Source organism: Labrenzia sp. C1B70, assembly GCF_000475395.1.
Lineage (GTDB): Bacteria > Pseudomonadota > Alphaproteobacteria > Rhizobiales > Stappiaceae > Roseibium > Roseibium algicola.
In genome coordinates this window covers 342948-369232 of sequence record NZ_AXCE01000006.1, presented here as the reverse complement: position 1 = coordinate 369232, position 26285 = coordinate 342948, and the positions used below count along the sequence as shown (strand labels likewise).

The 26285-nt window shown below is 58.0% G+C and carries 27 protein-coding genes and 1 riboswitch; of the genes, 7 read left to right on the top strand and 20 right to left on the bottom strand.

Going from position 1 to position 26285, the window contains the following annotated elements:
- Positions 1-60: 60 nt before the first annotated feature.
- Positions 61-732: a class I SAM-dependent methyltransferase gene (locus tag Q666_RS43410; RefSeq protein WP_152533310.1), complete on the bottom strand. Its 672-nt coding sequence runs from the start codon at positions 730-732 to the stop codon at positions 61-63.
- A gap of 281 nt (positions 733-1013) precedes the next feature.
- On the opposite strand from Q666_RS43410, the gene Q666_RS43405 reads away from it, so the two are divergent.
- The 3 genes from Q666_RS43405 to Q666_RS66365 all read left to right on the top strand — a co-directional run bounded on the left by Q666_RS43405 (position 1014) and on the right by Q666_RS66365 (position 2999).
- Positions 1014-2144: a prohibitin family protein gene (locus tag Q666_RS43405; RefSeq protein WP_023004115.1), complete on the top strand. Its 1131-nt coding sequence runs from the start codon at positions 1014-1016 to the stop codon at positions 2142-2144.
- Between the two features lie 100 nt (positions 2145-2244).
- A complete protein-coding gene (locus tag Q666_RS43400; RefSeq protein ID WP_023004114.1) occupies positions 2245-2823 on the top strand; it encodes a DUF697 domain-containing protein in 579 nt (192 codons plus the stop codon).
- Positions 2823-2999, top strand: a complete 177-nt coding sequence (locus tag Q666_RS66365) for a hypothetical protein (protein ID WP_023004113.1) — start codon at positions 2823-2825, stop codon at positions 2997-2999. Before Q666_RS43400 ends, Q666_RS66365 begins: the two co-directional genes overlap by 1 nt.
- 226 nt (positions 3000-3225) lie before the next feature.
- Here the strand turns inward: Q666_RS66365 and Q666_RS43395 are convergent, their stop codons facing one another.
- The gene (locus tag Q666_RS43395; protein WP_023004112.1) at positions 3226-3579 is read right to left on the bottom strand and encodes a cupin domain-containing protein; all 354 of its coding nucleotides are present in this window, start codon (positions 3577-3579) and stop codon (positions 3226-3228) included.
- A gap of 98 nt (positions 3580-3677) precedes the next feature.
- Positions 3678-4508: a peptidoglycan-binding protein gene (locus tag Q666_RS43390; RefSeq protein WP_023004111.1), complete on the bottom strand. Its 831-nt coding sequence runs from the start codon at positions 4506-4508 to the stop codon at positions 3678-3680.
- A gap of 222 nt (positions 4509-4730) precedes the next feature.
- Between Q666_RS43390 and Q666_RS43385 the strand changes: the two genes are divergently transcribed.
- Complete coding sequence (locus Q666_RS43385; protein ID WP_023004110.1) at positions 4731-5612, top strand: DMT family transporter; 882 nt, start codon at positions 4731-4733, stop codon at positions 5610-5612.
- A gap of 42 nt (positions 5613-5654) precedes the next feature.
- Here the strand turns inward: Q666_RS43385 and Q666_RS43380 are convergent, their stop codons facing one another.
- The 3 genes from Q666_RS43380 to Q666_RS43370 are packed head-to-tail and all read right to left on the bottom strand — an operon-like array spanning position 5655 to position 8775.
- Positions 5655-6719, bottom strand: a complete 1065-nt coding sequence (locus tag Q666_RS43380; protein WP_023004109.1) for a TRAP transporter substrate-binding protein — start codon at positions 6717-6719, stop codon at positions 5655-5657.
- Between the two features lie 20 nt (positions 6720-6739).
- Positions 6740-8305 carry a TRAP transporter large permease subunit gene (locus tag Q666_RS43375; RefSeq protein ID WP_023004108.1) on the bottom strand — a complete coding sequence of 522 codons (1566 nt, stop codon included), beginning with the start codon at positions 8303-8305 and terminating at the stop codon, positions 6740-6742.
- The gene (locus Q666_RS43370) at positions 8302-8775 is read right to left on the bottom strand and encodes a TRAP transporter small permease subunit (protein WP_031270785.1); all 474 of its coding nucleotides are present in this window, start codon (positions 8773-8775) and stop codon (positions 8302-8304) included. Before Q666_RS43370 ends, Q666_RS43375 begins: the two co-directional genes overlap by 4 nt.
- A gap of 433 nt (positions 8776-9208) precedes the next feature.
- Between Q666_RS43370 and Q666_RS43365 the strand changes: the two genes are divergently transcribed.
- On the top strand, positions 9209-9751 hold the full coding sequence (locus Q666_RS43365) for a peroxiredoxin (RefSeq protein WP_023004106.1): 543 nt from the start codon (positions 9209-9211) through the stop codon (positions 9749-9751).
- Between the two features lie 84 nt (positions 9752-9835).
- On the opposite strand, the gene cydX is transcribed toward Q666_RS43365, so the two are convergent.
- From cydX to Q666_RS43330, 8 genes are all read right to left on the bottom strand, one after another.
- Positions 9836-9955: a cytochrome bd-I oxidase subunit CydX gene (cydX, locus tag Q666_RS65465; protein WP_031270783.1), complete on the bottom strand. Its 120-nt coding sequence runs from the start codon at positions 9953-9955 to the stop codon at positions 9836-9838.
- Positions 9956-9967: 12 nt separating this feature from the next.
- Positions 9968-11125: a cytochrome d ubiquinol oxidase subunit II gene (gene cydB, locus Q666_RS43360; protein WP_023004104.1), complete on the bottom strand. Its 1158-nt coding sequence runs from the start codon at positions 11123-11125 to the stop codon at positions 9968-9970.
- A gap of 6 nt (positions 11126-11131) precedes the next feature.
- Complete coding sequence (locus Q666_RS43355) at positions 11132-12736, bottom strand: cytochrome ubiquinol oxidase subunit I (RefSeq protein WP_023004103.1); 1605 nt, start codon at positions 12734-12736, stop codon at positions 11132-11134.
- 346 nt (positions 12737-13082) lie between these two features.
- The gene (gene cydC, locus Q666_RS43350; protein ID WP_023004102.1) at positions 13083-14789 is read right to left on the bottom strand and encodes a thiol reductant ABC exporter subunit CydC; all 1707 of its coding nucleotides are present in this window, start codon (positions 14787-14789) and stop codon (positions 13083-13085) included.
- Positions 14786-16594: a thiol reductant ABC exporter subunit CydD gene (gene cydD, locus Q666_RS43345; protein ID WP_023004101.1), complete on the bottom strand. Its 1809-nt coding sequence runs from the start codon at positions 16592-16594 to the stop codon at positions 14786-14788. The genes cydC and cydD overlap by 4 nt, the downstream gene beginning before the upstream one ends.
- Positions 16595-16898: 304 nt before the next feature.
- Positions 16899-17489, bottom strand: coding sequence for a TetR family transcriptional regulator (locus tag Q666_RS43340; RefSeq protein ID WP_023004100.1), 591 nt, complete (start codon positions 17487-17489; stop codon positions 16899-16901).
- Positions 17490-17491: 2 nt separating this feature from the next.
- The gene (locus Q666_RS43335) at positions 17492-17821 is read right to left on the bottom strand and encodes an isoprenylcysteine carboxylmethyltransferase family protein (RefSeq protein ID WP_051990092.1); all 330 of its coding nucleotides are present in this window, start codon (positions 17819-17821) and stop codon (positions 17492-17494) included.
- A gap of 236 nt (positions 17822-18057) precedes the next feature.
- Positions 18058-19557 (bottom strand): CoA-acylating methylmalonate-semialdehyde dehydrogenase, encoded by a 1500-nt coding sequence (locus Q666_RS43330; RefSeq protein ID WP_023004098.1) that lies wholly within the window; start codon positions 19555-19557, stop codon positions 18058-18060.
- 340 nt (positions 19558-19897) lie between these two features.
- Between Q666_RS43330 and Q666_RS43325 the strand changes: the two genes are divergently transcribed.
- Positions 19898-20779, top strand: coding sequence for a LysR family transcriptional regulator (locus Q666_RS43325; RefSeq protein ID WP_031270782.1), 882 nt, complete (start codon positions 19898-19900; stop codon positions 20777-20779).
- 27 nt (positions 20780-20806) lie between these two features.
- Here the strand turns inward: Q666_RS43325 and Q666_RS43320 are convergent, their stop codons facing one another.
- From Q666_RS43320 to Q666_RS43300, 5 genes are all read right to left on the bottom strand, one after another.
- On the bottom strand, positions 20807-21412 hold the full coding sequence (locus Q666_RS43320; protein ID WP_023004096.1) for a thiamine phosphate synthase: 606 nt from the start codon (positions 21410-21412) through the stop codon (positions 20807-20809).
- Positions 21409-22182, bottom strand: coding sequence for a thiazole synthase (locus tag Q666_RS43315; protein WP_031270781.1), 774 nt, complete (start codon positions 22180-22182; stop codon positions 21409-21411). Before Q666_RS43315 ends, Q666_RS43320 begins: the two co-directional genes overlap by 4 nt.
- A 5-nt stretch (positions 22183-22187) precedes the next feature.
- A complete protein-coding gene (gene thiS / locus Q666_RS43310) occupies positions 22188-22385 on the bottom strand; it encodes a sulfur carrier protein ThiS (RefSeq protein WP_023004094.1) in 198 nt (65 codons plus the stop codon).
- Positions 22369-23346 (bottom strand): glycine oxidase ThiO, encoded by a 978-nt coding sequence (gene thiO, locus Q666_RS43305; protein ID WP_023004093.1) that lies wholly within the window; start codon positions 23344-23346, stop codon positions 22369-22371. Before thiO ends, thiS begins: the two co-directional genes overlap by 17 nt.
- Before the next feature lie 161 nt (positions 23347-23507).
- A riboswitch (TPP riboswitch) is annotated at positions 23508-23628 on the bottom strand.
- A 47-nt stretch (positions 23629-23675) separates the two neighbouring features.
- Complete coding sequence (locus Q666_RS43300; RefSeq protein WP_035907968.1) at positions 23676-24200, bottom strand: DNA topology modulation protein FlaR; 525 nt, start codon at positions 24198-24200, stop codon at positions 23676-23678.
- Positions 24201-24346: 146 nt separating this feature from the next.
- Between Q666_RS43300 and Q666_RS43295 the strand changes: the two genes are divergently transcribed.
- Positions 24347-25282, top strand: coding sequence for a pirin family protein (locus Q666_RS43295; protein ID WP_031270780.1), 936 nt, complete (start codon positions 24347-24349; stop codon positions 25280-25282).
- Here Q666_RS43295 and Q666_RS43290 read toward each other — a convergent pair.
- The gene (locus Q666_RS43290; RefSeq protein WP_152506886.1) at positions 25251-26093 is read right to left on the bottom strand and encodes a DUF6030 family protein; all 843 of its coding nucleotides are present in this window, start codon (positions 26091-26093) and stop codon (positions 25251-25253) included. The genes Q666_RS43295 and Q666_RS43290 overlap by 32 nt on opposite strands.
- Positions 26094-26285: the final 192 nt, after the last annotated feature.

Sequence of the window (26285 nt, the reverse complement as noted above, 5' to 3'; positions counted from 1 at the left end):
CAGAAGATAAGTTAATTTTTATTCACATTCGTCGTTCAACATATCTCTTTTCGACGTTTACTAAATTTTTCGAAAAACCCTCAGGGTGTTGCCGTAAAAGACCCTTGGTATTTCGAGACTCTCGACCAGTTCAAAGCCCGCAGCCCTTACCTGCTTCTCAACTTCTGCGGTTTTCACCTGCTTCACCCATTCACCGGAAAAAATCAGGTCATCGATATTGTGGGCAAGGCGGCGCCAGAAAGGTGCTTCGACCATATCCTTGAAAAGGAACACTCCTGCGGGACCGACCCGTTTGATCGCCTCTTCAACAGCCGTCATCCGTTCAGGTTCGGCAACATGGTGCAGCACGTCGACCATGGTCACCACATCGAAGCAGTCGTCCGGCAGCTCCGCGAAGCTGTCAATTTGCAGGAAGGATACTTCCGCTGAGTGCCCCGTTCTCCCCGCTGCCTTGCGGGCCGAGGCAAGAGCGCCTTCGTGTACATCGCAGCCGGTTGCTTCGCTTATCCTTCCGGATGCCAGCAGAATCGCCAGCAACGCGCCATTGCCGCAGCCTACATCCAGAACCTTTGCATTTGCTGGAACATGCCGCTCCATCTCTTCGAATGGGCAAACGTAGGGCCTGGCGGAGATCAGCTTGCGCAAGAGCCTTGGCTCATAATCGTAAAGGTCGAAAAGGAACCGGCTAAGGTCCTTGCGATCGAAACTGAATGACCCTGTGCTGGCTGACACTCACCACTCCCATTGTCTGTTTCGATCTTGGTTTCACAAACCGTGAAATTAACCATACGTTGTAGTGACGCAACGCTACACAACACAACTTAAGCAAATTCTTTGGCTCTTGCCTAGCTCAAGAAACACGCTTGCCACAGAGTTGTTTTCTTGCAACTGTGCTGTAATTGACGCAGACAAGACTGCTCGGAAAGCATTGAGAGTTCTTGTTTTTATGCGTTTCTTGGCCGCTAGGTCACTTTAACGAGCTGCGGAGCCGTTTCAATTCCTGGGAGCGCTGAATGAGCGTTGCGGAAGACGACGTCGAAGTTGGTAAGCCGAAAAAGAAGCCGCGCAAGATCCACAGGATGAGCCGGACCGACAAGGCCATCGCCTATCTGCTGCTGCTCGGTTTCGTCTCGATTGTCTTGTGGCCGCTGACGTTCTTTGTCATCGGGCCGGGTGAAGTCGGCGTCCTGTTCAGAACCCTCACCGTCGGCACCGAAACCAGGTTTGTTTATCCCGAAGGCATCAACATCAAATGGCCGTGGAACCGCATCTACCGGTACGAAGTCCGCATCCAGAAACAGGATGAAACGGTCCACGGCCTGGCAGCGGACGGCTTGCGCATCACATCCGATATTTCGGTTCTGTATTACCCGAAGGCGGATAATGCCGGCAAACTGCACCGGGCGATCGGGCCGGAATACGCCGACCGTTTCGTCCGCCCGACCGCCGTGGAAGCGGTTCGCTCGGTGATCGGCAAATACGACCCTCATGAGCTTTATCAGGTCGACATGACGCGCCTCGAAAAGGAAGTCATGGAGACCATTGAAGCCAACAATCAGGATCTCATCGTCTTCGACCAGGTTATCATTCGCCGGATCGAACTGCCGAAGGAAATCAATCAGGCGATTTCACGTAAGCTGACCGAGGAACAGAACGCCCTCGCCTATGAATACGTGCTGGAGCAGGCCCGCAAGGAAGCGGAACGCAAGCGGATCGACGCCATAGGCTACCAGACATTCTACTCGATTGTTGCAGATGCCCTGACGCCGCAACTGCTGACCTGGCGCGGAATTGAAGCGACCGTCGAACTGTCCAAGTCCAACAACAGCAAGATCGTGATCGTCGGTGGCGGGAAAGATCAGCTTCCGCTCATCCTGGGCAGCGACATTGCAAACCAGCCGAATTTACCAGCGCCCGCTCCGGTTAATCCGCAGCGCTACCGACTGCCTGATTTTGATAACCTGCCACAGCTTTTCCCGAACGCTCCTACAGCAGAGGCAGATACATCTCAGGATCAGGAGACACAGCTGAGGCCTGACGAAAATTCGACCGGCGACAGTACATCAAGCGAAAGCACGACGTCAGGTGAGACCGCGCCTGCTTCGAATGATCAAAACACGGAAAAGCCGCAAACTGACAATTGATACCGCGCTGATTGTAAGATTGAAATCGGACCGCACTCAAGCTACGCTCACGTAGAGTAAGCAGCGGGGAGCTGCGACGCTGAAGAAAGGAAACTGTGAAATGACAACGAAGTCCACTCGCACAAGTTCCGCAAAATCAGAAGCTGAGGACACTGTTGATGCAGCTGAAAAGCTGGCAGACGGCAAGGCTCAGACCGAAAGTGCTCCGCTGACCCCGGAAGAACGCACGCTGGCAGCCGAAAAGATCATTCGGGACCATGTCATCGTCGGTACAGGTACCGGCCTCATTCCAGTTCCGATCTTCGATCTCGTCGCCGCAATCGGAACGCAGCTCAACCTCATCCGCAAGCTGGCAGCCGTCTATGACGTGCCATTCTCGGAAAATCGCGCAAGAACTGCAGTAACCACGCTTCTGGGAAGTCTCGGCGGTGTCGGTGCGGGAACCTTTATCGCCACCAGCTTCATGAAAACCATTCCCGTGCTCGGCACTGCGCTCGGTATCGTCGGATCAGGCGCAACGCTTGGTGCCTTCACCTTTGCCGTCGGCAAGGTGTTCCAGCAGCATTTTGAAACCGGTGGAGATTTCCTGAGTTTCGACGCGGCTGCCTACAAGGAGCATTTCAAGAAGATGGTGAAGAAGGGCGAAGACATCGCGGAAGAGAAGTCGGAAGCCGCCTGATGTTTGTCGCACCACTGGTCATCTATCTGCTCTTGTGTGTCCTGGTCGGCTACCGCGGTCGGGACACACGGCTTGGTTCCTTCGGCTGCTTCCTGGCAAGCGTGGTGCTGACACCCGTTCTGGTGTTCGTCATCCTTTTGCTGACAGAACCTGCCGGTTTTCAGTCGCAGAAGTAATCTGACCGAAAAATGCAAACCGGGTAACACCGTTCCCGGTTTCTCTTCAGCTGCGTCAAAAGCCTCATCAGCTTACGAGCAGCACGATGCTGTTGAGGTACCCCAAACAATAGCGCTGCAATCTACCCTGACCTTACCGAACTCCGAAAGGTCAGGGTACGTGCTCATATGCGTTCGCAGCTAATCCTGAAAAGTCAAGTTGCTCAGCTCCTGGAATGCCCCATCTTCAAGACGGCAGGCGGATCACAAAAAGCTTGCGAGTGGTTTCAAGGACTTCCCAGGTTCCGGAGAAACCGGGCTGCAGGACAAAGCTGTCTCCGGGGCCAATTTCCCGGGTGACGCCGTCCTTGTCGGTCAGCACCGACCTGCCGGAAAGGATCGAACAGAACTCCCATTCGTCATAAGAGATTTTCCAGGCTCCCGGTGTTGCTTCCCATACGCCCGAGAACAGGGTCTCGTTGTCCGTCGTTTCAACCAACCAGGTGGTAAACTTAGGATCGCCCGCAATGATCTTTTCCGGTGCTGGCGCATCTTGTTCGGGAACGATGTCGTCTAAATCGAACGGCAGGAAGGCGTGCATGCGGGTCTCTCTGTCAAAGATGGATCAGTTTGAACTGCCGGATGCTAGCCTCCGCTAACGATGCTGACCAGATGACCTTGGCCTTCAATCATCCGTCGTCACGCCCGCAACAGCCGAATGTTGCGCCGCATCTGCTGAATCTGTTCGAAACTCAGCACAAAGGGCGTGGTCCGGGGTAGCGTCGCCAGGATGTTCTGCTTGTGTGCCACATGTTCGCTCACACCCCGTGGACTGTCGATCAGATTATGGGCGACCTCATGGGCAAGTGTGCTGGCATCCGCGTTCTTCTTGATTCGGGTAACAGCACCCGTGTGGTTAGCCTTGGACAGGGCCAGATCCGTGTCGGGATTGAAGCGACGGATATAGAACACCATGATTTCATTCGGACGGATCCTGACGGACGTATGCGCCTCGGCAAGTTCCTTCATCCGGGCAAACAAGAGGCCATGCTGCGAAAACTCCGTCTCCTCGGCAGCGGTCAATGCCAGCGACTGGATGGAAGCTACCTCGAAGTTGATACCGTAATGTCCATAAAGCTCCTTAGCAGTCGTTTCCGCAGTTGCCACCGGAGCATCCGGCGTCACCACGACAAAGATGTGCACACGAACCTTGTGCGTGAAGGACGCGAGCGCCCGGTCCAGCTTGGCCATGGTATTTCGTCCGACGGCGCCGTCGTCCTTGATCGGGGCTCCGCCATGCGTTGAACGCTGGAACTCCTTGACCTTTTGCACGGTTTCACTGCCGTAGACCCCATCCGGACTGAGCCCCGTTCCACCAACGGATTTTGGCATGGGAAACCCCAGGTCAATCAACCCGAACTGAACCAGATGCACTCCATGACCGCTTGACCCGCTGCCGAGCCAAGGGCTGTTGGTGGACGCTGCGGTGAGCTGCGGCACGTTGCGGAAATAGGGAGACGTCAATGCCATGGGACGGGGCTTCCGGACAGTGGACCTGGGAACGTCGAAAACAATCGATGATTGCATCTTACCGCAAAACACTATCGCCCCGAAACGAATTACGTAGCGGCATCAGCAATTTCCGTATTCCAGTTTCTCCTGGTGTCCGGACAGGCCTGATTTCGTGAAATCGTGCCTTGCCGCCTTGCCTGCCCCGATGCTTCACTGCGCCAAAACCAGGGAGACACGGGAATGGAAACGGCCATGACCGGCGGTCGCAATCAGGTGACCACCGGAATCGGAATGATGTGTGCAGGTGTCGTGTGCCTATGCCTCAACGACGCCATTGCCAAAACACTGACGGCTGACTACAGCCCCATCCAGATCCTGTTTCTGCGCAATTTGATCGCGCTTCCGATTGCGGTTCTGATCGCACTGAAAATGGGTGGAAGATCTGCCTTGATCTCGCACCGCCCGGCAGCCCATCTTCTGCGCGGAGTGTTGTGGCTCTGCGCCGCCACGCTGTTTTTCACCGGGTTGAGCCTTCTTGGCCTCGCCGAAGCAACAGCTCTGATTTTTGTCATGCCTGTTTTTGTGACAGCGCTTTCCGCCCTGGTCTTGCGAGAGCAAGTGGGCTGGCGTCGGTGGACGGCAGTGCTCGTGGGATTTCTGGGCGTTCTGGTGGTTGTCCGTCCGGGTTCAGGCACTTTCCAGGCAGCATCGCTCCTCCCAATCGCAACGGCTTTCTTCTATGCCGCGCTCATGCTCAGCGCCCGCCTTGTCGACCCGCGCGAGAGTGTCTGGACCCTGATGCTTTATCTGGTGGGGGCCGGCGCAATCATGAGTGCCTTTGCGATGCCCTTCGTCTGGGTGCAGCCACGCGCGGAGGACATCTGGCTGTTTCTTGGCATCGCACTATTCGGCACGGCCGGCATCACCCTGATGACACAGGCCTTCCGCTTTGCCCCAGCAGCCGTTGTCGCGCCATTCGATTATACCGCGCTCTTGTGGGCGACCCTGCTCGGCTGGCTCTTGTGGGGGGAAATTCCCGACATAGCAACCTATGTCGGTGCCGCGATCATCATCGCGAGCGGCATCGCCATCGTCCTGCGCGAACGGCAGCTGGAAACCTGAAGCCCCGCCGGTGGCCCATGCCACCGGCAGGATCAACTCAGCTTACATGCGCTGGGTGAAAGTGGTTGCCTTCACCAGTGCCGCGTAGTCCTTGGCAAGCTCGAGGAACGCGTCATAGCTTTTCTGCACTTCGGCAAACTTCGGATTGGCGGCAGCGTTTTCCGCCATCACTTCCGCAACAGCCGTCTTCAGCGCAGCCAGGACATCATCCGGGAAGTTGGCAAAGGTAACGCCGTCTTCCTTCAGTTTCTTCATGGCAACCGCGTTGTAATAATCGAACTGTGCGGTGGTCTCGACGGAAGCCGCTTCCGCAGCATAGGCGATGATTGCCTGAAGGTTCGCCGGCAGGCTGTCGTAGGCTTCCTTGTTGACGACGATTTCCAGTGCGGCTGACGGCTCGTGGAAGGCCGGCACATAGCAGTAGCTGGCGACCTTCTGCAGGCCGAATGCCTGGTCCAGCATGGGACCAACCCACTCGGCCGCATCGATGGCGCCGGACTGGAAGGCCGGGAAGATTTCCGGAGGCGGCAGCAGGACAGCGTTGACGCCGAGCTTGCGCATGGCTTCGCCGCCCAGACCGGCAATGCGCATGTTGAGGCCGGCAAGATCGTTGAGGCTTTCCACCGGGTTCTTGAACCAGCCGGCCGCCTGTACGCCCGAACTGCCGGAATAAAACGGCTTGAGGCCGCGTTCTTCATAAAGGCTGTCCCACAGGTCCTGTCCGCCGCCATAGCGAAGCCAAGCGGTTGTTTCGACCGCGGTCATGCCGAAAGGAACGGCAGAGAAGAAGTGCATGGCGGTGTTCTTGGACGCGGCATAGTAAGGCGTCGAATGACCGATCTCGGCAGTGCCCTGCTCCACGGCATCTTCAACACCGAACGGCGGTACGAGCTCACCACTGGAATAGACCTTGAAAGTCAGCTGTCCATCGGACATTGCAGCCACGCGGTCGGCAAAGGCGGTCACGTTGGTGCCGACACCCGGCGCCTTCGCCGGAAAGGAGGTCGGCAGCTTCCATTCGATCTTGCCTTGCGCAATTGCCGGTGCTGCCAGCAGGCTGGCAGGTGCGGCGACGGCACCAGCCTTCAGAAAATCACGTCTTTTCATACTTGTGTCTCCCTCGATGTTCAAAACAGGACGTCCGGCAACAGGGTTGCCAGTGCCGGAAAGGCGGCGACCAGACCGAGCGCCAGAAGCTGGATGGCGACAAACGGGATCACCGAAACATAAATGTCAGAGGTGCGGATATCCGCCGGTGCAACCGATCGAAAATAGAAAAGCGCAAACCCGAATGGCGGCGTCAAGAACGAAGTTTGCAGGTTAAGCGCAATCAGGACCGCAAACCAGACCGGGCTTATGTCGCTTTGCAGGATAATCGGCCCGACAATCGGAACAACAATGAAAATGATCTCCACGAATTCCAGAATGAATCCGAGCAGGAAGATCACCAGCATTGTCAGCAACAACATGCCATAAGCGCCGCCCGGCAAGGCGTGCAGCAACTCGGCCACATGTTCATCACCGTTGAATCCTCGGAACACGAGCGACAGGATGCTGGCAGCAATCACGATACCGAAGATCATTCCGGTGATGGTGACGGTTTCCCGCAGCGCGGGCACAAGAACCCCTCCCCGGATCAGAGAAGCTGCTGCGATGGCCAGCATGACAAGGGCAGCGGCCGTCATAACGACGGAGACGATCGTCAGTGTCGTCCAGCTGATCCGGCCTCCTTCAAACTCCAGACCGAACAGACCGAGCCTGCGCAGGATCAACAGCAGAATAGCAAAGGCAGCGCAGGCCATGGCAACACGCGCCACCTTGCCGTCGCTTCCTGCAGCCGCGATCAGTACAGCCCCCGCGACACCGACACTTGCGGCTTCCGTTGGCGTTGCAATGCCAATCAGGATGCTGCCGAGTACGGCGATGATCAACCCGAGCGTGGGCGCGATATCCCGGAATAATTCCCGGCCTGACACGCGAGGCTTTGGTGTCGGGGTCTTAGCTTCCTGTCCCTTCGGAGAGGCCCGGCGCAGTCGCAGCAGGACGTACGCCGCATAAAGCGCGACCAGGAGCAGCCCCGGGATCAGCGCACCGGCAAAGAGATCCCCCACCGTAACCGGGTCCGGCGCGAAGTTGCCGGCTTCCTGCTGCGCTTCGAAGTAGGCATTGGATACCTGATCTCCCAGGAGGATCAGAACGATCGACGGCGGAATGATCTGACCGAGCGTGCCGCTGGCGCAAATGAGGCCACTGCTCATGTGCTTGTTCACGCCCGCGGCCAACAGAGCCGGGAGTGTGATCGTGCCCAGCATGACGATGGTTGCTCCAATGATACCGGTCGAGGCGGCAATGAGTGCGCTTACCAGAACCACAGAAAGCGCCAGAGCTGACTGCTGCCCGCCCATCGCGGCCGTCAGGCTCTGGAGCATCCGCTCTGCCTGGCGCGACTTTTCCAGAAGCAACCCCATCAGCACGAAAAGCGGCACCGCCAACAGGAGCGGATTTGTCATCACGCCATAAACGCGCTGGGGAACAGCCTGGAAAAACACGAGGTCAAAATGCCCGGTGGCGGCGGCGACCAGCGCGACAATCGTCGGTGCGCCGGCGATTGCAAGCAGGACCGGCACGCCCGAAAGAATAAAGGCAAATACGGAAAGGGCCAGAATGATGAGCCAGATGATATCGGCAGTCATGAAAATTTCCGTCGCATCGCACCGAACAGCTTTTGAAGAATGTAGATCACCACCAGCGCAGGCAGGATCACCAGACAGGTCTTGACCAGAAACAGGCCGGGCAGACCGCCGGTTTCCGGAGAGCCTTCCAATATCGCCCAGGAGCTTTTGACGAGCGGGAATGCCGTCCAGAGCATGATCGCAAATACCGGCAGCGCGAGCAGGAGGTCTCCAACCCAGTCGATACGCCGGTTTGTCCGCTCGCTCCAATTCTGGCGAAATACATCGACCCGCACGTGCTTGTCTGCATCGAAGGAAACGGCGACAGAAAGGGCCACGAGGGCTGCAAAAGCGTAGTTGACCGCGTCCTGGATTTCCAGAAGACCGAAGCCAAGCAGATAGCGCATGAGCACCATGGCCAGCTGGCCGAAAAAGACGATCGCGGCAAACCCCATGCAAAGCATGTGTACCGCCCGAAAGACCCTACGCATTCATCACTCTTGCTGCTGGAAGTCGCATTTCGCTCTGGTCACGGCGTCAAGACCCGACCTTCTGGAGCCCCCTCCTCAGCCCCGCATTGCGCCAAAGGCGAACCGCACGGGACGTGGTTAGCTTAATGACCGAAATTAAGCGTGTATACAATGATTTGAGTGCTTTTTCCGGAAAAGGCGGACCACCCACAGAAGTCCGCCAACCGTGCCCCTGGAAATGCCGACCAGCGGCATATCGCCTCGATTGAGTGCTTCGCACAGGCTTCTTGTCTATTGCGGAGCAAAATGGATTGCGGCATTGCAGCAAATGGGCTAGGCCGAACTTCTCCTCCACTTTCAGGGCGCTTGTGCCCTGCCCGGTTCTCCTCCCGCGGGCAAGGCACGATTTCGGCGCTCTGGACAGTTTGCAACCATTCAATTTCTGGAGTTTGCGATGCTCAGCAAAAAAGTTCCGTTCGTTACCTTCCGCACCCGCGTCCGTGATGATTCCATTGAAGGTCCGAACCCGTTCCGCTGGGAAGACAAGACCAGCGACGACTACTTCAAGGGCAAGAAGGTCGTTCTGTTTTCGCTTCCAGGCGCATTCACTCCGACCTGCTCCACCTATCAGCTTCCGGATTTCGAAAAGCTGTTTGAAGAGTTCAAGGCTGAAGGCGTTGATGAAATCTACTGCATCTCCGTCAACGACGCTTTCGTGATGAATGCCTGGGCAAAAGCCCAGGGCGTCGAGAACGTCAAGGTTATTCCGGATGGATCCGGCGAGTTCACCCGCAAGATGGGCATGCTGGTCGCCAAGGACAATCTCGGGTTCGGCATGCGCTCCTGGCGCTATGGCGCGGTCATCAATGACGGCATCGTCGAGCAGTGGTTCGAAGAAGAAGGCTTCTCCGACAACTGCGAAAGCGATCCTTACGGCGTTTCCTCGCCGCAGAACATCTTGGAAAAGCTGCGCGCTGCAAAAGTGCAGGCCGCCTGATCCACCAGGAACTGGTCCAGCAAAAAGCCCCGGAGCAATCCGGGGCTTTTTCATTTTCCAACACGATTTCCAGAAAAGCCGGAACTACTTGCGGCCTTCCAGACGGCGGCGTTCGTCCTCCGACCTAAGCTCCAACCACATCGCGTTCAGGATCGCCATGGCGCAGGCCAAAGGCATTCCGAGGACCCAGGCAAAATACCACATGTTGCAGTCTCCTCAGTAAGCGCTGTGGTTGTCACGTTCGATGGTTTCTTCATCCACCTTGCCCCACAGGACCTTGTACACCCAAGCGGTGTAGACAAGGATGATCGGCAGGAAGATGAGCGTCGCCACCAGCATGTTGAACAAGGTCCGGTGGCTGGAAGATGCGTCCCAAACCGTCAGGCTGGCTTCGGGCTGTATCGATGATGGCAGGATGAACGGGAACATCGAGACACCGACTGTCGAGATGATCCCGAAAATCGCCAGCTTCGAGAAGAGGAAGATCGGCATTTCGAAACGTGTCTGCAAAAGCACGAGCGTTCCGAACAGGCCAAGGAACCCGAGACCGGGGGCCAGCCAGAGGATGGGGTGGACAGTGTAGTTGTACATCCACGCCCCACCTTCGGTGATCGCCTGCTTCGCCAGTGGATTGGCCGCCATGTTCGGATCGACTTCGGATGTAATGCGGAAACCTTCCACATAGCCGCTGGCAACGAGATACCCGCCGAGAGCGAACAGAGCGATGCTGAGGCCTGCCGTTACCGTGCCGAACCGCCGCGCGCGCGCAGCAATATCACCTGACGCCCGCATCACCAGCCAGACAGACCCGTGCGTGACGAGCATTGTCACCGACAACAGCCCGCACAGCAGCGAGAACGGCGAGAACAGACCGAAGAACGACCCTTCGTATGTCATGCGCAGATCGTTATCGAGCGAGAACGGGACCCCGAGCAACACATTGCCGACGGCAACACCGAAGACAAGCGCCGGTACGAAAGACCCCGTGAACAGTGCCCAGTCCCAGGCGTTGCGCCAGGAGGGATCCGGCCGTTTGGACCGATACTTGAAGGCCACCGGCCGCAGGATCATCGCGGCCAGTACCACGAACATCGCCAGATAGAACCCCGAGAAGCTGATGGCATAGAGCGGCGGCCAGGCAGCAAAGATCGCCCCGCCCCCCAGGATGAACCAAACCTGATTTCCTTCCCAGGTCGGGCCGATGGTGTTGATGACGACACGCCGTTCGATATCTGTTTCGGCAACAAAGGGCAGCATCGCGCCCACACCCATGTCGAAACCGTCCATCACGGCAAAGCCGATCAGAAGGACGCCGAGCAGCAGCCACCAGATCATCTTCAGGATGGAGTAGTCGATCATTTCATAGAGGATCATTTTCGATTACTCCGCTGGTACAGAGGCTGCGGCCGGGACCGGCTGCTTCGGCGCGGCCGGAATTGCATCCGGGTTCTCGCCGTCTTCCGGGCCGATCTTGATGTATTTGATCATCAGCGTGATCTCGATCACCAGAAGCGTGCTGTAGAGTGCAACAAAGCCGGCAAGCGTCAGCAGGACCTCGGTCACGCTAAGGCTCGAGACACCGGCAGAGGTCGGCAGCATACTTTCGATGATCCAGGGCTGACGGCCATACTCGGCGACGAACCAGCCCATTTCGCAGGCGATCCACGGCAACGGGATCGACCAGACTGCGACATGCAGCAGCCAACGACGCTTTTCTCTGAGAACGTCCAGCCGTCCGGACGACGAATAGTAGAAGAACACCGTGGTCATCAGGATGAAGAAGAAGCCGCACGCCACCATGATCCGGAAGGAATAGAACATCGGCATGACTTCCGGAACGGTGGACCAGGCGGCAGCGTCCACCTGAGCGGTGGTCGCTTCCATCGGATTGTCCGTGAACGGCAGCAGCAGATAGGCGTACCCAAGCGAGTTCTCGTTCTGCAGGAAGGTCTCGCGGACATCCGCACTTGCATTTGCCGGATCCTGCCGGATTTTCTGCAGCGCATCCCAGGCTATGGCACCCTGCCGGATGCGGTCCTTTGTCCGCTCAACCAGATCCTTGATGCCGGGAATGATCGTGTCGAGGGAACGCGTTGCGATCAGGCCCATGACATAGGGCACTTCAATGGCAAAGACGTTCTCCCGCTTCTCCATATCCGCCCAGGCAATCACGTTGAACGAGGCCGGAGCCGGCTCGGTCTCCCACATGGCTTCGATCGTCGCCAGTTTCATCTTCTGGTTCAGGTTGGCCTCGTAGCCGCTTTCATCCCCGAGAACGACAACCGAAAGTGCAGATGCAAAGCCGAAGGCGGACGCGATGGCCATGGATCGTTTGGCGATCGGAATATGTCGGCCTTTCAGCATGTACCAGGCAGAGATACCCAGAACGAACATGGATGCGGTGACATAACCTGCAGACACGGTGTGCACGAACTTGGCCTGCGCCACCGGATTGAACAGCACTTCATAGAAACTGGTGACTTCCATGCGCATGGTGTCGGGGTTGAATGCGGACCCGACAGGGTGTTGCATCCAGCCGTTGGCGATCAGGATCCAGAGCGCCGACAGGTTTGTTCCAATCGCGACGGCCCACGTGGCAGCCAGATGCTGGCGCTTGGAGAGCCTGTCCCAGCCGAAGAAGAACAGCCCAACGAATGTGGCTTCCAGAAAGAAAGCCATCAGGCCCTCGATCGCCAGAGGCGCACCAAAGACATCGCCGACATACTGACTGAAGTAGGCCCAGTTCATGCCGAACTGGAACTCCATCGTCAGACCGGTAGCGACCCCCAGGACGAAGTTGATCCCGAACAAGGTGCCCCAGAACTTGACCATGCGCTTCCAGACCTCTCGGCCGGTCATCACATAGACTGTTTCCATGGTGGCCAGCAGGATCGACAGGCCGATGGTCAAAGGCACAAACAGGAAGTGGTAGAGCGCTGTCATGGCAAATTGCAGCCGGGACAGGTCAACGACGTTCAGTTCCATCGTATTCCCCCTTTACGGACCGGAGAGGCCCGAGCATTTCGGCAGTCGTGTCAAAGGTTCTATCGAACCGCAACAGGCACGTCTGCACATCAGGACGATCGACGGGTAAATGCCCTGTCGGAGGAGACCGGGCCTGTGTCGATCTTGATTGAAAACCCGGTTTTCGTCCCGATCCGGCAACGGCAATCAACTTCACAGTGAATGCGGATTGCGGCCGCCAATCCCGTCAATGAACCGGCTTGGAAAACGAGTCTTCCTATGGGCTGATCGTGGCCCACCGCCCCCCCAAGGTCAATGCGACAGTTAGGTCGCGACAACCTCAAGATGCGGAAAACTGCAGGAGAACTCATTGAAATTCGGAAAGAATTATTTCCGGCGACCGAATGCCGCTGCCGCATGGTTCCGTCAGATCCAGTACGCGGTCTGCCCGCTCCAACTCCTGTCGACGGTGTGCAATCGTCAGGACGGCCGCATCGCCGCGATAGGACAAAAACCGGTCCAGAACATCCGCAGCGGTTGCGGCGTCCAGTCCCTCGGTCATCTCGTCCAGAACAAACAGGGCCGGCCGCGTCAGAAAGGCACGCGCCAGGGCAAGACGCCTCTGCTCTCCACCGGACAATCCGAGCCCCCCCTCACCGAGAATGGTCTGCAGGCCTTTCGGATTTTCAGAAATACGTTCAGCAAGCGCCGCCTGTTCAAGCGCACGCCAAAGTTCCGTGTCGCCAGCATCCGGGTTTGCAACACGCAGGTTCTCGGCAACGGTCTCGTTGAAGAGATAGGCCTTTTGACCAATGACGGTAACCTTGCGGCGTAGCTCTTTCTCGGAGATACCGTCGATTTCCAGCCCACCCAGCAGTATCTTCCCCTGCCTTGGCTTTCGTAACCGCGCGGCCAATGCCCCAATCGTCGACTTGCCGCAACCGCTGCGCCCTGCCAATGCGAGAATTTCGCCTTGCGCAAGGTGAAAGGAGAGTCCCTCCAGAACGCTTCTGTCAGCACCGGGATAGCCAAAACTGACGTCCTCGAAAGCGAGCGCAGGCACGGCGCCTTGGCGTCCGGTTTCTGGTACGGAAAGGCTCTGCGAAGGCTCGACCTCATCGGGGCGACGCATCAAGTTCATGATCCGACCAGCTGCCAACGCGACGCGAGGCAGTCTGGAAAGGCCAGGCAAGCTCATCGAGAATATTTCCGAAAGCCCCATCACCACCAGTATCAGACCGACGCTGAAAGCCGCCGTCAGCGCGCCATTCCCGACTTCGTGCAGACAGACAAGAAGCATGACGGCAAGAAACAGCTGTCCAAGGAGCGTGGAACTCGCTGTCAGCTTGCTGGTACGGCGATCCTCAACCTCCTGGGCTTCCGCCAATCGCGTGTCGGCGACAAGGACCGAGTCGGCCGCCGCTTCCAGACCGCCGTAAATCGCAAGATCCCGCCGGCCTGCCGCCAGATCCGCAGCTCGAAGCCGCATGGCATCCAGCGCCGCGTCAGAGCGGCGAGCGGTTTTGGTGTCGGACCTTGCAAAGGTCCAGACCGCGAGCCCGAGCCAGGCCAAAACGAAGGCTACTCCGGCAAGCAACAAAAGCGGCGATACGCTGCTCCAGACCAGAAGCAACGAGACAGCAACAACCAGCGACAGCACCAGAGGAACTACCAGACGCAAATAAACCGTATCGAGGACGGCAACGTCGAGTGTCAGACGATTGAGCAGCAATCCGGATCGCTGACCGTCGTTTGTCTTTAGTGCCATCGCCGCAAACAGCCGGTTTCTGAACCCAGTCAGAAACCGGAACGTGGCGTCATGTGTCAGGACCCTTTCACCGTAACGGCCGGCGGTACGGACTATTGCAAAGGCGCGAATGAGCGCGCTTGGCGCAAAAATGTTCAAGAACGCGCCACTCAAACCCGCAATAGCCGCGGCGGTGATGAACCAGCCGGAAACGCCGAGCAGAAGAAGCCCGGCAGCCGCAGGCAGCAATGCCACAAGAATGCCAAGCCAGAAATGAAAGCTGTCGTACCGGTGCTGGGTGCGAATGATATGCCAGACAGACCTCACGCGAACACCTCCCCTTCGGCGAGGACGCCGAGCGCCTTCAGGTCAATCCGCCGCGAGGCGATTTTCCGAAGAGCTGGGTCGTGTGTGGCGATCACGGCGGTCCGGCCATCGCAAAGTTTCCGCAATCCCTCGATGACATCTGCTGCCGTTTCTTCATCCAGCGAGGCTGTTGGTTCGTCCGCCAGCAGCAGGACAGCATCCTTGCGCATTGCCGCCCTCGCGAGAGCCACCCGGCGGATCTCCCCAACCGAGAGGCCGAAACCGTCTTCTCCCAAAGGTGTTTCCAGACCACGAGGCAAACGCTGGACGAGCGCTTCGGCCCCGGCAAGGCGAAGGGCTTGCCAGAGATCGTCTTCCGTAACCGCTGCAGATGTATCAACAGCTCTCAGGAGGTTGGCCTTGAGACTGCCGTGAAACAGCCTTGGCGACTGGCCGAGCCATATAACCTTTCGACGAAGCAACGGTGCAATCGCGGTTGCAGTAAGGTCGTTCACCTGAATTTTGCCGGAATCAGGCTCCTGGAAGCCCAGTATCCCGTCAATCAGTGTGGTCTTGCCGCTGCCGCTCGGCCCTTCGACCAAAAGCGTTTCATCCGGCTCAATCCTCAGATCGAACTCCTTGTAGACACAGCGCTCATCATGGGAAATGCCGACAGACCTGAACTGAATGGCGGGCGGGCCTGAAATTGAAATGGTACCGACCGGCTCGTCTGATCGTTCAGCGCGCTTAGGGTTTCCGGGGGTTTCCTGCGACGGGAAAAGTGTCGCCAGCTTCTTCCGCGCGGTAAGTCCGCCTGCCCTGTCATGATAGGCTGCCGCGTAGGCACGCAAGGGGGCAAAGAACTCCGGTGCGAGCAGCAGAATGAACAGGCCCTGCGCAAAGGTCAGGGGCCCGCCCCAGGTTCCAGCCTGGATTTCACCCAATAGCGAAAACCCCACATAGACCGCGCAGAAGGCTATTCCGAGTGCAGAAAAGAGTTCCAGAACGGTTGAGGATAGGAATGCGATCTTCAGGACGCGCATGGTGCCGGTTCTGAACCGTTCGCCCGCGTCAGCGATTTGCCGCTGGGTACGCTCGATTGCGCCAAACAAGGTCAGTGTTTCCAGGCCCCTGATCCTGTCCAGCAGACTGCCGCTCAGCCGCACCAGTTCTTCCTGTTGCGTCTCGCTCGCAGCCTTGGCACGCATACCAATCAGCGCCATGAAAACAGGAATGAGCGGCCCGCAGACTACCAGGATCAGCGCGCCGACCCAACTGAACACGGCAGTGGCGGCAACGATGCCGAGGGGCACAAGTCGAAGCCGAACCTTCTGAGGTTCGAAATTCCGATAGTACGGTCCGAGCAGGTCAACCTGTTCGGTAACATGGGCGGCAAAGGCACCCGAAGATGGGAATTCTGAAGATGGCGACGTTCTGGCGGCAACGGAAAGCAGCTCTGCACGTGCCCTGCTCTGGATTGCACGGGCAGTTTGCCGGGCAACCGTTTCGGCTCGGTTTTGCAGAAACACTCTCAACACAGCAACCAGTGCGATGCCGGCGGCAGCCTGGAAGGCCAAGCCTGTCAGATCGCCTTCGATAACCTGGCCGTCATCCGCGGCGGAAAACATCATGGGGAGCGATCCGAGCGCCCAGGAAATCAGTCCGGCCTGTGCGATCCACAGCAGATCAGATACGGCCAGCAGCCGACCAGCCCGTTTCAGGCTGCGGCTTTCTCCTTTGTCCGGCCAGCCGAAAGCAGCTGCTGCTCCGCTGTCCTGCCCCTCACCCTCAAGCACCGTCCCGATCTTTTCCCTTTTTATTGTCATCAGCCGTTTAGTGTCGCCCCGTCCGCCCAAATTCAAGAGGCAGATTGCCACGGTGGCAATGGGAATGCCATGCAAGGGCGACTGGTATCGGCGCAGTACTGCGCCGGCAAATGCCTATTTTCTTTCACCGGATGCACAATCCTGACAAGAGGTTTTCAGGACGCTTGTGAGATCTTCGTTCATGAATTTATCTCCTGAATCTCCAGAAGACGGCTTTGGGCAGGCCTTGTTTCCAACAAACGCCCGAGAAAGGCAGCTGCTGCGTCTAACAGCCAGTGCCTTTAGCGGAGGTTAGCGGTGACAGCTATCGCACGAGACGATGCTCCAATTCGGAAAGCACCGCGGCGAGAACCGCTTCGGCGCGTTCTTCCGTGCACCTTGGCCTAAGGCGGGCAATCAGAAACGGGTCCCTGAACAGTTGCGTTGCGTCTTCAACCAATTCGCACGCCCTTTTCAGTTCGCGTCCTTCAAATACGGCGCCAAGGATCCCTTCCAGCATTTTCCGTAATCTGCTCGCGTGCATGGTGACAGGTTCGGGATGCTCTCCAGCCAGAGTAAGATAGGCCCGGAACAGGTCCGGATCGTCGTCAAACCTTTCTGACTTGATTACGAGCTGCCCCCTGACAAAAGCTGCCAGTTTCGATTGCCAGCTTTCCGCAGCTGAAATTTCCACCTGAAGCGCAACTTCCACGTCTGCGAACCAGCGTTCCGCCAAGCCGGCCATGAGAGCCGCCTTGTTGGGAAAAAACCGGTAGACATTCGATTGCGACATCCGACAATCGGCCGCCAAATCAGTCACGGAAAAACGCGGCGAACCTTGCCGCCGCAAGCGGTTTTCCGCAGCCTGCAGCAGGCTCTCCCGGATTTCGGCGTTTTCAACCTTCGGTCTTGCCATTTCTAAAGCCAGCGCCTCACACTTTTTCTGTAGTCCAGGTAAGGCTGGCCAAACGTCTTCTCGGCGTTCCGCTCCTCAATCGGGATATACCAAAACTGCGCGGCCAGAAAAAAGACGATTGCGAAAAGGACGTTCAATGCTTCGTTGGTGCAGACAGCGACCCCGAGCAGCATCAACAAAAACCCAAGATACATCGGATTGCGCGAAAGCGCGTAGATTCCGGAGGTCACCAAGCGGGTTGGTTGCCGGAACGTATGGATTTCCGTTTCTTGCGAAAGGAACGTGCCATGCCCCTTTTTGAGGAAAAACAATCCCAGAGCGACGACTGCCAAACCGGTCTACTGGAACGGTGCAGGAAGCATGGGCGAACCGGGACACAAGATCGTAACCGGGACCATCGACAACAGGAACAGGCCGAAAAGGACAGGCGGAATTATCTGAGGCATGAGAGATCTCCACACGCATTTCATAATAAATAATAAAATTCATCTTTTATCATTTTACAAGACAAAAAAGAGGCGCTCCAGGCGAAGCCGGGAGCGCCAGACCGGACTTGGTCCGGGAGGAATTATTTCATCGTCGGGATCACGAACTCGGCCCCGTCTTTCAGGCCTGACGGCCAGCGGGAGGTCACGGTCTTGGTGCGGGTGTAAAACTTGAACCCGTCCGGACCATGCTGGTTAAGATCGCCAAAGCCGGACTTCTTCCAGCCGCCGAAAGTGTGGTAGGCGAGCGGCACCGGGATCGGCACGTTGATGCCGACCATGCCGATGTTGATGCGGGACGCGAAGTCGCGGGCGGTGTCGCCGTCACGGGTGAAGATCGCAGTGCCGTTGCCGTATTCGTGGCTGAGCGGCAGATCGAGAGCTTCTTCGTAGGTCTCTGCGCGAACCACGGACAGGACCGGACCGAAGATTTCGGTCTTGTAGATGTCCATGTCCTTGGTGACGTTGTCGAACAGGCAGCCGCCCATGAAGAAGCCGTTCTCATAGCCCTGCATGGAGAAATCGCGGCCATCGACAACCAGCTTCGCACCTTCCTTGATGCCCTGGTCGACGAGACCCTTTACGCGGGCAAGCGCTTCCTTGGTCACCAGCGGACCGAAGTCGACGTCATTGCCAGCCGTGTACGGCCCGATCTTCAGTGCTTCCACCTTCGGCGCAAGCTTCTCGATCAGTGCATTTGCGGTGCTTTCGCCAACCGGCACGGCAACAGAAACAGCCATGCAACGCTCGCCGGCCGCGCCGTAACCCGCACCAATCAGAGCATCGGCCGCCTGATCAAGGTCGGCATCCGGCATGATGATCATGTGGTTCTTTGCGCCACCGAAGCACTGGGCGCGTTTGCCGGATGCAGTTGCACGGGCATAAACATACTGGGCAATCGGCGTGGAACCGACGAAGCCGACAGCCTGGATGGTTTCGTCGTCCAGGATTGCATCGACCGCGCTCTTGTCGCCGTTGACGACGTTCAGAACACCTTCCGGCAGACCGGCTTCGATCATCAGTTCAGCAAGCATGATCGGCACGGACGGATCGCGCTCGGACGGCTTCAGAATGAAGGCGTTGCCACAAGCGATCGCCGGGCAGAATTTCCACATCGGGATCATGGCCGGGAAGTTGAACGGCGTGATGCCGGCAACGACGCCAAGCGGCTGGCGCATGGAGTACATGTCGATGCCAGGACCGGCGCCTTCGGTGAATTCACCCTTCAGGAGATGCGGCGCACCAATGCAGAACTCGGCGACTTCCAGACCGCGGATAACGTCGCCCTTGGCGTCCGGAATCGTTTTGCCGTGCTCGCGGGAAAGAGCTTCAGCCAGCTTGTCCATGTCGCGGTTGAGAAGATCTACGAACTTCATCATCACGCGAGCGCGACGCTGCGGGTTGGTGGCAGCCCAGGCAGGCTGTGCGGCAGCAGCATTGGCAATTGCCGCGTCCATCTCGGCCTGGCTGGCCAGGGCGACCTGCGCCTCGACTTCACCGGTAGCCGGATTGTAGACGTCTGCAAAGCGGCCGGAGGTTCCCTCCACGTACTTGCCGCCGATAAAATGACCGATCTTCCGCATGTCGCGTTTCTCCCAATATGTCCTGACACCAGCCAAAAGGATTTTGGGCGAGCGTCCGAGATGATGTCTTTTTGACTTTTATTTTTGCTACAAACAAGAACCAGATTTCCGGACCCGTTGTGCGTTTTTTGAAGTTATGCAATAAAACGCCACGAAGCGTCTGAGACAAACGATAGGTCCAATCCCCCTCGGTTGTCATCCCGGCTGAAACTCTACCAAAAGCCGGTGTGCAGCAAGGCGTGATCTCAACAACATGAACGCGGCGGCATCGTGCCTTGTATCTGACATCAGCTGAAAAAAACAAATCGGAGTGGCTGGTCATCGCGGAAAGCAAATCGACATGAATTGGGACGACATCCGCATCTTTCTCGCGATCGCTCGAACAGGACAAATCCTGGCGGCAGCGCGCCGTCTCGGCCTCAATCACGCCACGGTGGCGCGCAGGCTGACGAGCCTCGAAGACAGCATCGGCACACGCCTCTTCGACAGATCAACATCCGGCTGCCTTCTGACGGAAGCCGGCAGCCGGTTCTTTGACCGGGCAGAACGGATCGAAGCCGAGGCGGTGGCAGCGGAAGCCGACCTGACAAACAACACGCCGGAAATTTCCGGAACCGTTCGCATCGGTGCGCCCGATGGTTTCGGTGTCGCGTATCTTGCGCCCCGGCTTGGCAAGCTCACGGAAAAACATCCAGGACTGACGGTGCAGCTCGTTCCCGTACCCCGCTCCTTCTCGCTCTCCCGCCGTGAAGCTGATATCGCCGTGACAATAGACAGGCCGGAAACAGGCAGGCTGGTTGCCGGCAAGCTCGTCGACTATTCGCTCGGCCTTTATGCGTCAAAAACCTATCTGGAAAGCCGGGGAACACCTGCCTCCGCAAGCAATCTGATCGACCACGATCTTATTGGCTACGTGGAAGACCTGCTCTATTCGCCATCGCTGAACTACGGCACCGAGATCCTGAAAGACTGGACCGCACGATTTGAAATCGCCTCCGCACTCGGCCAGACCGAAGCAGTCAGGTCCGGCGCCGGTATCGGCATACTTCACGATTTTATCGCGCGCGATAATACCGACCTGATCGCCGTTCTCCCGGAGATAAAGCTTCACCGGGCCTACTGGATGGTGACACATGAAAGTTCGCGCCCTCTCCGCCATGTCGCCGCGGCACAGGATTTTCTGCGCGATCAAGTCGCGCGCGACAAGGCGATATTCGTTTAGCCAGGCCGAAGGCGAAACGCACCCAACCTACCGCCAGGGATCTGTCGCCATTATCCATTCCCTGGTGCGCGCTTCCGGGTCGGCATTCCGGGTGATGTCGGTGACAACGGCTGCGATATCTGCACCGTTCTCGAACACACCCGGCAGACGCTCCGGATTGAGGCCACCGATAGCAACAAGCGGCAATTCGCCGATCTGCCGCTTCCACCGACCAACCTTTTCAACGCCTTGGGGCGCCCATTTCATTTCTTTCAGGATCGTTGGATAGACAGGCCCCAGCGCGACATAGTCGGGCTCGACAGAAAGAGCGGTTTCCAGTTCCTCACCGTCATGGGTCGAAACGCCAAGTTTCAGCCCCGCCTTGCGAATGGCACCGACATCGGCGTCAGCAAGGTCTTCCTGACCAAGGTGGACAAAGTCGCAGTCCAGCTCAATCGCGAGCTGCCAATAGTCGTTCACGACAAGTTGGCAGCCGTGCTTCTCGCAAGCGCTCTTGGATGCTGCGATTTCCTTGCGCAGGACTTCGTCGCTCGCGTCCTTGATGCGTAGTTGAACCAGTTTGACGCCAAGCGGAACCAGCCGCTCGATCCAGTCGGAACTGTCGACGATGAGGTAAAAGGGATCGAGCTTCATTCAAACACCGCCATTCCGAGAACCGGGGTAGAAGGAACCGCCATGTCGCGAGGTTCCAGGGGTTGGGCTTCATAGGCCAGGCGACCGGCCTCAATTGCAACTGCAAAGGCCTTGGCCATTGCGACAGGGTCTCCGGCCTTTGCCACAGCCGTATTCAGCAGCACCGCATCGAAACCGAGTTCCAGAACAGCGGTCGCATGGGACGGTCTGCCAAGACCGGCATCCACAACAAGTGGGATGCCTTTGAAGTGACTGCGATAGGCACGAAGGGCATCCGGATTGACCGGCCCTTTCGCCGAACCGATTGGCGCACACCAGGGCATCAACACCTGGCACCCCGCCTCAAGCAACCGTTCGCCGACGACAATATCGTCCGTCGTATAGGGAAACACCTTGAAGCCGTCATCGCTCAGGATACGTGCGGCTTCAACTAGGCCAAAGACATCCGGCTGCAGGCTGTCGTGATGACCGATCACTTCCAGCTTGATCCAGTCGGTTCCAAAAAGGTCGCGTGCCATTTTTGCGGTGGTGACGGCTTCCTTCACCGAATGACATCCCGCAGTGTTGGGCAGCACCTTGACGTTCAGTTCCCGGATCAGGTCCCAGAACCGGCCGCCTCCGCCACTTCCTGCCGTTTCGCGCCGAAGGGACACCGTCAGAATTTCAGCCCCGGATACCTTCACCGCGTCCGACAGAATTTGGGGTGATGGGTACTGGGCAGTTCCAAGCAGGAAACGCGACGCAACGCTTTCGCCATAAACTTCAAACATGGGCGTCATCCTCCCTGCATCGGCGACAGGATCTCGATACGGTCGCCAGCTTGAAGGAAGCAATCGGTTCGTTCTTCAGCACAAACCAGATCGCCGTTGCGTGCCGTTGCAAGAAACTCATGGTCATAGGCAAGTTCGTCCAGAAGCGCAGCCAGCGTCGCGCTGACAACTTCCTGAGGTTCGCCGTTAATGGTTAGCTTCAAGGGACATCTCCTGAAGGTGTTGCACGATCCTGCCTGCCGCCTCCATGGCAAAATGCGGAGCAAGCAGGAAGCCGTGCCGGTAGAATCCGTTCATTGACAACGTGTTGCCGGTAAACGTGAGACGAGGAAGATTGTTCGGATATGCCGGGCGAAGGCCCACCCCGGTTTCGATGATCTTTGCCTCGGCAAATCCCGGATGCAGGCTGTAGGCGGCATTTAGAAGTTCCATGGTGGACCGAACACTGACCGCTCCCTGGTCACCGCTTTCGATCATGGTTGCCCCGACCATGAAGACACCGTTGTCACGAGGCACCACATAGACCGGGATGCGCGGGTGCAGAAAACGCACCGGCCGCGAAAGCGAGACATCCGGCGCGTGGAGGATCAGCATTTCACCGCGTACGGGACGCAAATGCGGATCCGGCGAGGCCATGCCGGTACAATCGGCGACAAGATCGGTCGCCGCGGTGAAGTGCTGCGCCTCTAACCTCACCTTTGCACCGCTTTCAGACACCTTTGCCCGCAATGCCGTGAGGGCCCGCCGCGGATCGAGATGGGCTTCTCCGGCAAAATGAAGCCCCTTTGCAAATCGGCCTGCGAGGTCCGGCTCGAGTGCGCCCAGCGCGTCAGCTTCAAGCCAGGCAAAGCCGCTGGTTCGAGAAGCAAAGCGACTTAACTCGCCGGTATCGCGCGGCGCGGCAACAACCAGCGTGCCATTGTGCCGGACCTGCCCCGGCAGAACCTTGCTCCACCAGCCAATGGAGGCTTGCCCGAGCCGCAGAACATCTTCCTCGGCACCTTCCCGCTCACACCATGGCGCCAACATGCCGCCTGCGAGCCAGGAGGCACTGGCGGTGAGATCCTTGTGTTTTTCCAGCAGCTCCACCCGCACACCGCGCGAGACAAGCTCATGTGCCAGTGCCAGACCGGCGACACCCGCCCCTTTGATACCGACCTTCATTCCTCCTCTCCTGCCAGGGTGGACGTCAGTCGTTCGACATCACGGAATGTCTGATAGCCCGCTTGCATTCAACGGATCTCCGCAAGAACCGGAAAAGGTCCCGCATTTCGGACATTCGGCTTGGAAAGGTGGCCGGGTTGGAGCATTGCCGTGGCGAACGCAGTTGGCCGAGAACACCTTCCCTTCGCCAGCATGACCTGGATCAGGTTCGTCGGGTCCCTGCACTGCGCAAGTGCGCCAGCAGTATCTCAGCCTCTTCTGGAGGCACCCCGGGTGAACCCCTGTTGTGCCGCCCGTCAGGCGCACCTGTCAAGAGACAGGATGAGCCTTCATCCTTGTTGCCAGGGGCGCGCCAGAAAATCGTCGATTTCGGCAAGGGGGTTGAACCGATAGACTTTCAGATGGTCCGGAGGTTCGCGGTAGATGTGCTCCAGCTTGGCTCTGGCGGAGTGTCTCGTTCGCCAGATGAACCTCAGGAATTCAACAGTTTGCCAGTTGAACTGCTCCGGGCAGCCCTCGGCCAGATCCGGACGGCTTTGCCCATTGTATTTCACCGACCGTTTCAGCACTCGAAATATGCGGCGCGTTACCGGGACATCGAGCCAGATGAAAGTGTCGGCACGTTCGATACGTTCCGCATAGGTGCTTGAATGACCGCCCTCGAAGATCCACACATCCTTCAGATGGACCTCATGCGTCAGCCGGTCTTTCTCTTCCCGCGTCCGCTCGTTCCAACCGGAGCGGTAGTGGATCTTGTCCATATGATAGACCGGCAATCCGGTTTTCCGCCCAAGGGCAACGGCAAGCGTGCTTTTGCCCGAGCCCGGGCCGCCAACGATCATCACGCGTTTCATGTCGCACCAAACAAAAGCAAGGAAGGGCCGGTCGTTATACAGATTGTGCAGGGGATGAAAACCCGAAACAGACTGTTCAATGGACACTTCGGCTTCGCTGGCCCTATCTAGTTTGCAAGACAGAATGTTCTTTGATGGAGAGGCAGATGAGCTGGTTGAATTGCCCTGATCCCGTACCGGGAAATGCTGCAAGCTGTGACCCGATTGAAACGATCATCGTACCGCGGACATCCGACCTCGGTGGATTTTCGGTAAGACGTGCCTTGCCGTCTGCCAGGCGGCGGATGGTTGGCCCTTTCATCTTCTTCGACCAGATGGGCCCGGCAGAGCTTTTGGTCGGTGGCGGTATCGACGTGCGCCCGCATCCTCACATCGGGTTGGCGACAGTTACCTATCTCTTCGAAGGAGAGATGTATCATCGTGACAGCCTTGGAACGGAGATTGCAATTGCCCCCGGTGCTCTGAACTGGATGAGCGCCGGCAAGGGCATCGTGCATTCCGAACGTGAGAGGCCGGAACGCCTGCAGGAAAAACGTCCCCTGTTCGGCCTGCAGAGCTGGGTGGCCCTGCCCAAACACCTGGAAGAGACCGACCCGACCTTCCAGCACCACGGCACAGAAGAACAGCCGGAATTTGCCGATAAGGGCGCTTCAGTCAAACTTATCGCGGGCGAGCTTTATGGCCACAAGGCACCGGTGAAGACAGCGTCCGACATGTTCTATGCCGATATCACGCTGGAACCGGGAGCGAAGATCCCGCTGGATGCCGGGTGGGAAGAGCGCGGCCTTTACACGGTCTCGGGCCAGATCACCATCGCCGGCCAGAATTTCGATCCAGCCCAGCTGCTGGTGTTCAAACCGGGTGATCATCTGGTGATCGAAAACACGTCTCCCGTGCCGGCCCGTTTCGTAGTGCTTGGCGGCGAACCGATGGACGGCCGGCGTTATATCTGGTGGAACTTCGTGTCTTCATCGAAAGAGCGCATCGAGCAGGCCAAGGAAGATTGGCGTCTTGGCCGTTTCGATACGGTACCCGGCGATGCGGAAGAGTTTATTCCCTTGCCTGACCGTCCGGGGCCCTGACACTCCAGCCGCTTTCCAGTGGCGGTGCTTTTTCAAACCTGTCGGCGGGCCGGATAAGGTCCGGCTCGCCAAAGTCCAGAATGATGTTGAGCCGTTGGCTTGCCAGCGGGTCACCCGTCAGATTTGGATCTTCCGGCGAAACCGACAGCCGCACGCCTCTGTGGGTCGTCTCCAGTTGCCTGAACCCGGAAACCGCCTCGCGAAACACTTCCGGAACCGTCCAGCCATACCGAAGCGACAGGGCGTCGATCACCAGCCAGACCGCATCAAGGCCGATCTGCATCTGGCGCGGATCTTCCACCACCAGCTTCAGCCGCAGATAATCGATGCTTTTTTCCGATGGGCCGCGCAGCAGAAAGAAAAGAGTTGTCGAACCGTAGTCGACGCTGGGTGTGGTCAAGGGCACCAGGTCGGATGCACATTGCCAGCGGCCTTCACTGAAAGGTGCCCGGCTCCAGCCAGGATTTCCGAGCCCCAGAGACCGTAATTCGTCGCATAGCTGATCCGGCTGACCCAGGAAGCTGCGTTTCAGCTCCGCGGACAGTTCCGGTTCGGGAGCCAGCAGCACCTGCTTGGCCGGAGACTGCAGGGAAGAAAGCGGATCAGGCATCAAGGGGGCGGTTGCAACGCTTTCCTCACTCCCTTGCCCGGCAAGGTGCAGGAACAGGCCGCCAACGGCGAAACCGGCAGCCAGCAACGCCAGGGTTCCCCAGATGTAGTACGGCGTCACCTGAGCACGTTTACGAGATCTGGACGCGCGGGTTGGCAGGCCGGGCCTCCTGGGCTCGCCTCCTTCAGACAGAGTTTCCATGTCCGGCTCGGCCCAGCGCGGGCCCTTGGAACGGTGCCCCGGCCTCGACCTGGATTGCGCTCCCCTGCCCGTCCGGTCTGCCGACATTGCAGCCGATCCAAGCAAATGCCTGAGCTTGTCTGCGAAACCTGCCATTCAGTCCCTTAACACCGCGATCCTCAACCGAGTGGTCAAGGGCACGGGATTTATCAA

Excerpts from the sequence above, each read along its gene's own strand:
- Q666_RS43315 (WP_031270781.1), bottom strand. The coding sequence starts at position 22,182 with ATGTTTGAAGTTTATGGCGAAAGCGTTGCGTCGCGTTTCCTGCTTGGA.
- Q666_RS43295 (WP_031270780.1), top strand. The coding sequence starts at position 24,347 with ATGAGCTGGTTGAATTGCCCTGATCCCGTACCGGGAAATGCTGCAAGC.
- Q666_RS43355 (WP_023004103.1), bottom strand. The coding sequence starts at position 12,736 with ATGGAACTGAACGTCGTTGACCTGTCCCGGCTGCAATTTGCCATGACA.
- Q666_RS43385 (WP_023004110.1), top strand. The coding sequence starts at position 4,731 with ATGGAAACGGCCATGACCGGCGGTCGCAATCAGGTGACCACCGGAATC.
- Q666_RS43325 (WP_031270782.1), top strand. The coding sequence starts at position 19,898 with ATGAATTGGGACGACATCCGCATCTTTCTCGCGATCGCTCGAACAGGA.
- Q666_RS43405 (WP_023004115.1), top strand. The coding sequence starts at position 1,014 with ATGAGCGTTGCGGAAGACGACGTCGAAGTTGGTAAGCCGAAAAAGAAG.
- Q666_RS43390 (WP_023004111.1), bottom strand. The coding sequence starts at position 4,508 with ATGGCATTGACGTCTCCCTATTTCCGCAACGTGCCGCAGCTCACCGCA.
- Q666_RS43300 (WP_035907968.1), bottom strand. The coding sequence starts at position 24,200 with ATGAAACGCGTGATGATCGTTGGCGGCCCGGGCTCGGGCAAAAGCACG.
- cydD (WP_023004101.1), bottom strand. The coding sequence starts at position 16,594 with ATGACAATAAAAAGGGAAAAGATCGGGACGGTGCTTGAGGGTGAGGGG.
- Q666_RS43340 (WP_023004100.1), bottom strand. The coding sequence starts at position 17,489 with ATGGCAAGACCGAAGGTTGAAAACGCCGAAATCCGGGAGAGCCTGCTG.
- Q666_RS43320 (WP_023004096.1), bottom strand. The coding sequence starts at position 21,412 with ATGAAGCTCGATCCCTTTTACCTCATCGTCGACAGTTCCGACTGGATC.
- Q666_RS43400 (WP_023004114.1), top strand. The coding sequence starts at position 2,245 with ATGACAACGAAGTCCACTCGCACAAGTTCCGCAAAATCAGAAGCTGAG.
- cydX (WP_031270783.1), bottom strand. The coding sequence starts at position 9,955 with ATGTGGTATTTTGCCTGGGTCCTCGGAATGCCTTTGGCCTGCGCCATG.
- Q666_RS43290 (WP_152506886.1), bottom strand. The coding sequence starts at position 26,093 with ATGGAAACTCTGTCTGAAGGAGGCGAGCCCAGGAGGCCCGGCCTGCCA.
- cydB (WP_023004104.1), bottom strand. The coding sequence starts at position 11,125 with ATGATCCTCTATGAAATGATCGACTACTCCATCCTGAAGATGATCTGG.
- Q666_RS43365 (WP_023004106.1), top strand. The coding sequence starts at position 9,209 with ATGCTCAGCAAAAAAGTTCCGTTCGTTACCTTCCGCACCCGCGTCCGT.
- Q666_RS66365 (WP_023004113.1), top strand. The coding sequence starts at position 2,823 with ATGTTTGTCGCACCACTGGTCATCTATCTGCTCTTGTGTGTCCTGGTC.
- Q666_RS43370 (WP_031270785.1), bottom strand. The coding sequence starts at position 8,775 with ATGCGTAGGGTCTTTCGGGCGGTACACATGCTTTGCATGGGGTTTGCC.
- Q666_RS43395 (WP_023004112.1), bottom strand. The coding sequence starts at position 3,579 with ATGCACGCCTTCCTGCCGTTCGATTTAGACGACATCGTTCCCGAACAA.
- Q666_RS43375 (WP_023004108.1), bottom strand. The coding sequence starts at position 8,305 with ATGACTGCCGATATCATCTGGCTCATCATTCTGGCCCTTTCCGTATTT.
- thiO (WP_023004093.1), bottom strand. The coding sequence starts at position 23,346 with ATGAAGGTCGGTATCAAAGGGGCGGGTGTCGCCGGTCTGGCACTGGCA.
- Q666_RS43330 (WP_023004098.1), bottom strand. The coding sequence starts at position 19,557 with ATGCGGAAGATCGGTCATTTTATCGGCGGCAAGTACGTGGAGGGAACC.
- Q666_RS43380 (WP_023004109.1), bottom strand. The coding sequence starts at position 6,719 with ATGAAAAGACGTGATTTTCTGAAGGCTGGTGCCGTCGCCGCACCTGCC.